The 6,951-nt window shown below is 63.2% G+C and carries 9 protein-coding genes; 5 read left to right on the top strand and 4 right to left on the bottom strand.

The annotated features are described in order from the left end of the window. Positions 1-370: MarR family winged helix-turn-helix transcriptional regulator (locus ACXJKO_RS28440; protein ID WP_457094395.1), on the bottom strand; the 370-nt coding region annotated here is incomplete at its 3' end. 198 nt (positions 371-568) lie between these two features. Here ACXJKO_RS28440 and ACXJKO_RS28445 point away from each other — a divergent pair. The 3 genes from ACXJKO_RS28445 to ACXJKO_RS28455 are packed head-to-tail and all read left to right on the top strand — an operon-like array spanning position 569 to position 3,661. Then, positions 569-1,792, top strand: coding sequence for a DUF898 family protein (locus ACXJKO_RS28445; protein WP_457094396.1), 1,224 nt, complete (start codon positions 569-571; stop codon positions 1,790-1,792). Between the two features lie 10 nt (positions 1,793-1,802). Beyond that, complete coding sequence (locus ACXJKO_RS28450; RefSeq protein ID WP_457094397.1) at positions 1,803-2,882, top strand: M48 family metallopeptidase; 1,080 nt, start codon at positions 1,803-1,805, stop codon at positions 2,880-2,882. After that, entirely contained in the window at positions 2,882-3,661 is a 780-nt protein-coding gene (locus ACXJKO_RS28455; protein WP_457094398.1) for a DUF1499 domain-containing protein, read from the top strand. Before ACXJKO_RS28450 ends, ACXJKO_RS28455 begins: the two co-directional genes overlap by 1 nt. Positions 3,662-3,666: 5 nt before the next feature. Here ACXJKO_RS28455 and ACXJKO_RS28460 read toward each other — a convergent pair whose 3' ends face one another. Further along, on the bottom strand, positions 3,667-4,578 hold the full coding sequence (locus ACXJKO_RS28460; protein WP_457094399.1) for an MBL fold metallo-hydrolase: 912 nt from the start codon (positions 4,576-4,578) through the stop codon (positions 3,667-3,669). Between the two features lie 130 nt (positions 4,579-4,708). On the opposite strand from ACXJKO_RS28460, the gene ACXJKO_RS28465 reads away from it, so the two are divergent. Next, positions 4,709-5,320, top strand: coding sequence for a biotin transporter BioY (locus ACXJKO_RS28465; protein ID WP_457094400.1), 612 nt, complete (start codon positions 4,709-4,711; stop codon positions 5,318-5,320). A gap of 71 nt (positions 5,321-5,391) precedes the next feature. Here ACXJKO_RS28465 and ACXJKO_RS28470 read toward each other — a convergent pair whose 3' ends face one another. Next, positions 5,392-5,682 carry a hypothetical protein gene (locus ACXJKO_RS28470; RefSeq protein WP_457094401.1) on the bottom strand — a complete coding sequence of 97 codons (291 nt, stop codon included), beginning with the start codon at positions 5,680-5,682 and terminating at the stop codon, positions 5,392-5,394. A gap of 203 nt (positions 5,683-5,885) precedes the next feature. Between ACXJKO_RS28470 and ACXJKO_RS28475 the strand changes: the two genes are divergently transcribed. After that, positions 5,886-6,575, top strand: coding sequence for a hypothetical protein (locus tag ACXJKO_RS28475; protein WP_457094402.1), 690 nt, complete (start codon positions 5,886-5,888; stop codon positions 6,573-6,575). Positions 6,576-6,631: 56 nt separating this feature from the next. Here the strand turns inward: ACXJKO_RS28475 and ACXJKO_RS28480 are convergent. Next, on the bottom strand, positions 6,632-6,951 hold a 320-nt coding region (locus ACXJKO_RS28480; protein ID WP_457094403.1), incomplete at its 5' end, for a DoxX family protein.

Raw genomic sequence — 6,951 nt, forward strand, 5'->3', positions numbered from 1 at the left:
CTACATAGGCCCGTTGGGCCGCGATGCCCTTCTCCGCGAGATCTCGGCCCTTTTTCGTAAGGTAGAGGGCATTGGAGCGCCGATCGCCGGGGATTGCGCGCCGCTCCACGAGGTCGGCCTCCACCATGCGGTCGAGCAGGCCGGAGACATTGCCCTTCGTCACATAGAGCCGCTCCGCCAGTTCCTGCTGGCTCATGCCCTCGCGCTCGGTGAGGGTGGAGAGCAGGTCGAATTGCGGGATCGAGAGGCCCAGCACTTTCAGCTCGCTGGCGACGGTGTTGACAGCGCGGCGGTGCAGGCGGATGACGCGGAACCAGATGCGAAGCGGGTCCGCTTCCTGGTCGGCTGAGGCAGGGGATAGAGACGACAAAGGCAGGCTCCTGATACAGACTGACAGTTTAGATCGAAACAATCTGTCCCGTCATCCCTCGAAGTTTGTGTGTCTACGGTCCACACCCAGGACAAAGGTCATAGAAATAGTGAATAATGCTCAAGATTCAGAAGGCAGATGTTTTAAAGTAACAAGACTATGCTAAGGCGTGGACAGTCTTCCCTGTAGGTTAGGATCATGACCGCTTCCGTCTCCTCCAACTTTCCACTCTCCGCGCCGCAGCCGTCCCGCATGTCCTTCTCGGGCGGACGGGGCGAGTTCCTGAAAATGCTGATCAAGGGAAGCCTGCTTCAAATTCCCACCTTCGGCTTCTATCGCTTCTGGCTGAACACGAAGGTGCGTCGTCACCTCTGGGCCAACACCCAGGTCGAAGGCGAGGCTTTCGAATATACAGGTACCGCGAAGGAGCTGCTCATCGGCTTCCTGGTCGCGCTCGCCGTCCTGGCGCCGCTCTATATTCTCTACTTCATCGCCACCTTCATGCTTGAGGAACTGGCTGCCTTCGCGAGCGTGCCACTCATCCTCATCATGTATGTGCTGGCCCATTTCGGCAGCTATCGCGCCCGCAAGTACCGCGCGACCCGCACGGTCTTCCGCGGCGTGCGCTTCTGGATGAAGGGTTCCGGCTGGGCCTATGCCATCCGCGCGATCCTGTGGGATTTCGCGATGATTCTCACTCTTGGCCTCGCTCTTCCTTGGGCGATGGCATCCCTCGAACGCTACCGGATGCGCCACACTTATTTCGGCACTATTCAGGGCGACTTCTCCGGCTCGGGCTGGATGCTGTTCAAGCGCGGGTGGTGGATTTGGCTGCTGAGCCTTGGTGTTTTCATCGGCAGCTTCGTCATTGGTTTTGCAGTGGCTGACGCCAATCCCGATCATGCGAAAGCGCTTGCCGGCACGGCGCCTTTCTTCGCGATCCTCGTCGTCATGCTGCTCTGGCCGCTGATGCTGGCTGTGTTTACTCGCTGGCACATCGATGGTCTGCGTCTCGGTGACGTTGTCGTGACGAGCAACCTGCGGGCAGGCCCGGTCTACGGCCTGTTCTTCAAGGTGCTCTTCTCATCCATCGGGTTCATGCTCGCCTTTGCCGTGGTTTGCGGCATCTTCGTTGGCGTAACCGCTCTGTTCTTCGAAGGCTCCATGGAGGTTCTGGAGGCTGAATCGCGCATCGCTCAATTCAGCGCCGGCATCTTGGTCGCTGTCGCCTATCTCGCCTTCCTCCTCGGCTTCGGCGTGATCAATCGCTACTTCTTCGGTCGCGGTCTCTGGGCCGCCGTCGTCACCACGACGAGCGTGTCCAACCTGCCTGCGCTCGATGCGGCTGCTGCCGCCGGCCAGCCTTCGGGTGTTCTGGGCGAAGGTCTCGCCGACGCGCTCGACTTCAACGCGGGCATTTAAGGTCAACAACATGGATGCGGTGTTCTATGATGGCGAGAGCGCCCGGCGCAGGACGGTCTCTCTCAAGATCACCGCATCCAGTCTCGATATTCATGAGGGAGGCGAGTGGATCGCCTCCTGGCCCACGGGCTCTGTCCGCCTCAAGGATGCGCCCGAGGGCGTGCTACGGCTCACCTGCGATGGAGGCCCGTCGCTCGCCCGCCTCGACGTGAGCGATCCCGCCGATCAGGCCGCCATTCGCGCGAATTGTCTTCGCCTCGAAGGCCGGGAATCGCAGGAGCRAACGGGCCGCATCCTGTTCTGGTCCGTTGCGGCGGCCGCCTCGATCGTGCTGTGCGTCCTGTTCCTGATTCCGGTTTTCGCCGAGAAGCTGACGCCGCTCATTCCGCCCTCCGTTGAGAAGCGGTTCGGCACGGCGGTGGACAATCAGGTGAAGGCTCTGCTCGGCGACAAGGTCTGCAGCGAGAAACCCGGCGCCGCCGCATTGCAGATTCTGACGGAGCGCCTGAAGAAGGCGAAGGGACACCACCTCGATCTCGACATCGCCGTGCTCGAATCCAAGATCCCCAACGCCATCGCGCTTCCTGGCGGCAAGATCTATGTGTTCCAGGCGCTTCTCGACAAGGCGGAATCCGCCGATGAACTGGCGGGCGTCCTCGCCCACGAGATCGGCCACGTGAGCAATCGCGATGGCTTACGCAAGATGATCCAGTCTGGCGGCACATCGTATCTTCTCGGCCTGCTCTTCGGCGACGTGACGGGCGGCGGCGCCATCGTCTTCGCCAGCAAGTATCTTCTCGACAGCGCCTATTCCCGCGAGGCCGAGACGGCTGCGGACGATTTTGCCGGGCAGACCATGCTGGCTTTGGGAAGGCCCGCGCATCCCATGGCGCTGTTGCTCAAACGCATCGAAGGTGATGAAGATGACGAGGAGGGGAACGAAAGCGGGATCCCGGCTTTTCTGTCTACCCACCCGGTTACTGATCAGCGCCTGAAAGCTCTGGAGAAACTGGTGCCGTCCAAGCCCGGCGAGCCACTTCTTACGCAAGAGGAGTGGCGCGCTCTCAAAGAGATCTGTAAACCCACCTGATGCGTCGCCTCATCATTGAAGAACCGTTCTCCCGTCCGGCAAAGTGGTCGCCCAGGCTGGCGTGGTTCGCGCTTGTGGTGACGGTGATCGCGGTTCTGCTCATCCGCTTTTCTCGCATCGATTATCAATCGGGCTTCATCGTCCTCGGGACGGGCCTCGCCATCGCGCTTCTCGCCGTGTTCCTGTCCCTGGTGGCCTTCATCCGCATCTGGCAGGAGGGCAGACGGGGTCTCGGCAGCGCCATCAAGGGCCTCGTGCTCGCCATTCTCGTGCTCGGCTATCCGGCCTATATGGGCGTGAAGGCCGTGACGCTCCCCGCGATCACCGACATCAGCACCGATACGGACGACCCGCCTCAGTTCTCCCGCTCCCGTGCCGCGCTCGACGCGCGGACAGGCCGCGTGCCGCCCGATGTATCACTGGGCGCGCGCGAGATGCAGCGCGAGGCCTATGTGCAGATCGCGCCTCTAACCCTCGATGTCGGGCCTGAGGAAGCTTTCGGCCTCGTGCAGAAGGCAGCGCAGAACCTCGGATGGCGGGTGATCGAGGCAGTGCCGCCCGGTGGGCGCACCGGCGCGGGTCGTCTCGAAGCCATCGACCGGACGTTTCTGCTCAAAATTCCCGAGGACGTGACGGTGCGCATTCGCCCGCGCGTGGACGGAACGCGCATCGACATCCGCTCCGCCTCCCGGGTCGGCAATCACGACCTCGGCACGAACGCCAAGCGCATCCGCGCTTTCCTGGAGGAAACCTCCAACCTCGCGCTGGCCATGAACTGACGCCGTCAGGCCGGCCGATACTGACTGTCGAGGGCAGGCGCGCCGTCCGTCACGGCTTGTTCACGCTCCACCAGATCCTCCAGATGCGCGAAGACCGACAGGCCTGCTGCGCCGACGAGCGCTGGGTTCAGGCCCTGATAGATGGCCGCCACGATCTCGGGGATTGTCCTGTCGCCTGCGTTCAGCCGGTTGAGGATAGAGGCTTCACGCTGGCGGCGGTGATGGATGAGGGCGCGCACGAAGCGCTGCGGGTCCTGGACGGGGCCGCCATGGCCCGGCCAGTAGATCGTCTCATCCCGGCCCCTCAGCTTGTCGAGGGAGGCCATGAAATCGCTCATGGAGCCGTCGGGCGGGGCGACCACGGTCGTGGACCAGGCCATCACGTGATCGCCGGAAAACAGCGCCTTTTCCTCCGGCAATGCGAAGGCGAGGTGGTTGGCCATATGCCCGGGGGTCGCGAGGGCCTCCAGAGTCCAGCCGGGTCCCTGGATCGCATCGCCCTCCGCCATTTCCTGATCGGGCACGTAATCCTTGTCGGAGCTGGCTTCGAGCTTGTTGACCTCGCCGGAAAAGAGAGGACGGGCGCTCCGGTGCGGACTGCAGCCGACGATGCGCGCGCCCGTTGCCGCCTGGATCGCCCGCGAGGCAGGAGAATGATCGCGATGGGTGTGGGTGATGACGATATGCGTTACCGTCTCCCCCTTCACAGCATCGAGCAGGGCCGCGATATGCTCCGGCTCGTCGGGGCCGGGATCGATGATCGCGACCTCGCCATTGCCGACGATATAGCTGCAGGTGCCGGTGAAGGTGATCGGGCCTGGATTGTTGGCGACGATTCGGCGGACCAGGGGGCTCACGCGCATGCATTCGCCCGCGAGGGCAGGGGGACGAACGTCGAAAGTGAGGTCGTCTGCCATGAAGGATCCTTGGAAATCTCTGCCCGGTGGTGTCATCTTGGCCGTGCCGCAGCTTGAGGCCCCGGCCAGACCCACCTATAAGGCTTATGAGTCCGCCTGCGAATGGCGGAATGATCTGGAGATTTCATTTATGACGACTGGCGCTTCTTCGCTGTCTTCTCCGTCGACCCTCGTCGGCCTGATCTGGCCGTCCCGGAACGACGCCCGCTTCGCTGCTTTGCGCGCTATCGCCCTCATGGCCATCGGCACCGCGCTGCTCACCCTCTCGGCCAAGGTCCAGGTGCCGCTGCCCTTCGTCCCCATGACGCTGCAGACCCTGGTGGTGCTGATCATCGGCGCATCCTACGGCTGGCGCCTCGGCGGCGCGACCGTCGCGGCTTATCTGCTCCAGGGCGCCATGGGCCTGCCGGTCTTCGCCGGCCCGGTCGCCGGCATCGGCTACTTCATGGGCCCCACAGGCGGGTTCCTCTTCGGCTTCCTGGCAGCTGCCGTCGTCATGGGCTTCATGGCTGAGCGCGGCTGGGACCGCTCGCTCCTTCGCGTCATCGTCATGATGACCATCGGCCACGCGGTGATCTTCGCCTTCGGCCTCGGCCAACTCGCGATGGTGATGCCCTTCGCCAAGGCCTGGACCGTCGGCGCAGCACCCTTCATCGCCGCCACCATCGTCAAGACGGCTCTCGCCGTCGCGCTAATGCAGGCCGCATGGTCGGTGACCCGCCGCAACAGCGACGCGCAGTAGTCCAGCGCTTTAAGCCAATAGCATTGAAGCCGCCTTCGGGCGGCTTCTTTCGTTTTGGGGAGTAAAAGGCCTTAACCGGCCGAGTGAACGAGCCGAAGGTTCGGCTTCGATTTCACGCTGTGGTGACGGAAGGTCAGATCGATCCATTCCTCATCGCCGCCGTTTTCGATCACGCGATAGCCCATCTGCCTGGCGATAGCCTCGACCTGGCTGAGATTGACCTTGAAAATCCAGCGGGTGAACTCGGGCGTTTCCTGATCCATCAGGACCGCCAACATGCCGATCTCGACACCCTGGTCGAAATCTTCGCTTCTGCCCGGAAAACGCAAACGCAAACCCTCGTCGAGATGGATATGTCTCATGGATAAAGCCCCTGAATTGCCTTGCCCGGCATTGTTTTGCGGAACAATAGCAACATTCTTTCCATCCCGGAAGGTGGCATGGAGGCGCATGCCCGCAAAGACCGCTTGCCTTAGAGCACTTGTCCGGGAGCAGCCCTCTGAACGGAACCCCAATTGCAGGGGCACATTAGCCTTGAGACATGCCGAATATCGGGAGGAACCTCATGGCCGAGCGGAGAATCACCGCCTTCTTCAACACTTACGATGAGGCCGCCAAGGCGGTGCAGCGTCTTGAAGCCGCACGGATTCCCGGCTTCGAGATCAGCCTCGTCTCGAACAATGCCAACAACGTTCATTCCCACCATGCCACGCGCACCTATGACGAGACGGACGATCACGATTTCGCGGGAGCGGGCGCGGCGGCAGGCACCATCGCCGGGGGTGGCGCGGGCCTTCTGGCCGGGCTCGGAACCGTGGCTGTGCCCGGCCTTGGCCCCGTGATCGCGGCGGGGTGGCTGATCTCGACCCTTGTCGGCGCCGGCGCGGGCGCGGCTCTGGGCGGGCTCATGGGAGCCCTGGCCGATGCGGGACTGAGTGATGAGGATGCCGAGGTCTATGCCGAGGGCGTTCGCCAGGGTGGAACCCTCGTGACGGTGCGGGTGGACGAGGCCGAGATGGACCGCGTCGTAGATATTCTCGACGATGAGGGGCGGATCGAGCCTGGCCGGGCCAAGAGGGACTGGCGCTCGGAGGGAGCTGCTCCGCCTATCGGTGCCGCAGCATCCACCACGACCGGCCTCACCACGGATCTTATGCCCACTCCCTTCGACGAGGAGGAGGACGACACGCTTCACGTAGAGCTGGAGGACGAGCGCTTGCGCCGCGTGACTGGCACGGACCCTGACCGGACCTGAACGAAAAAGGGCGGGAGGCCGGTGATGGCCTCCCGCCCTCGCAGTGGAAACTAAGCTCAGCGGCTCTTGCGCAGAGCGTTGTCGAGGCTCCAAGCACCGCCGCCGGCCGCGGCCAGGAACAGGAACACGAAGCAGTAGAGGATCGCCGCATCGCCGCCGTTGAGGACGGGGAAGGGGCTGCGCGGGGCATGGGCCATCCAGTAGGCGGCCGCCATCAGGCCTGAGAGAACGAAGGCCACCGGGCGCACGAAGAGGCCCAGAATCAGAAGCGCCCCGCCCAACAATTCGAGCATGCCCGCAATCCAGGGAAGGCTGAACGCGCCCGGCAATCCGCCTTCGGATGCTGGGAAGCCAAGAATCTTCTGCGTGCCGTGCA

It is taken from the genome of Microvirga sp. P5_D2 (assembly GCF_054049475.1).

What these genes read in the sequence shown, in the direction of transcription:
- ACXJKO_RS28470 (WP_457094401.1), bottom strand. Translation starts at nt 5,682, where the DNA reads ATGAGACATATCCATCTCGACGAGGGTTTGCGTTTGCGTTTTCCGGGC.
- ACXJKO_RS28465 (WP_457094400.1), top strand. Translation starts at nt 4,709, where the DNA reads ATGACGACTGGCGCTTCTTCGCTGTCTTCTCCGTCGACCCTCGTCGGC.
- ACXJKO_RS28455 (WP_457094398.1), top strand. Translation starts at nt 2,882, where the DNA reads ATGCGTCGCCTCATCATTGAAGAACCGTTCTCCCGTCCGGCAAAGTGG.
- ACXJKO_RS28445 (WP_457094396.1), top strand. Translation starts at nt 569, where the DNA reads ATGACCGCTTCCGTCTCCTCCAACTTTCCACTCTCCGCGCCGCAGCCG.
- ACXJKO_RS28460 (WP_457094399.1), bottom strand. Translation starts at nt 4,578, where the DNA reads ATGGCAGACGACCTCACTTTCGACGTTCGTCCCCCTGCCCTCGCGGGC.
- ACXJKO_RS28475 (WP_457094402.1), top strand. Translation starts at nt 5,886, where the DNA reads ATGGCCGAGCGGAGAATCACCGCCTTCTTCAACACTTACGATGAGGCC.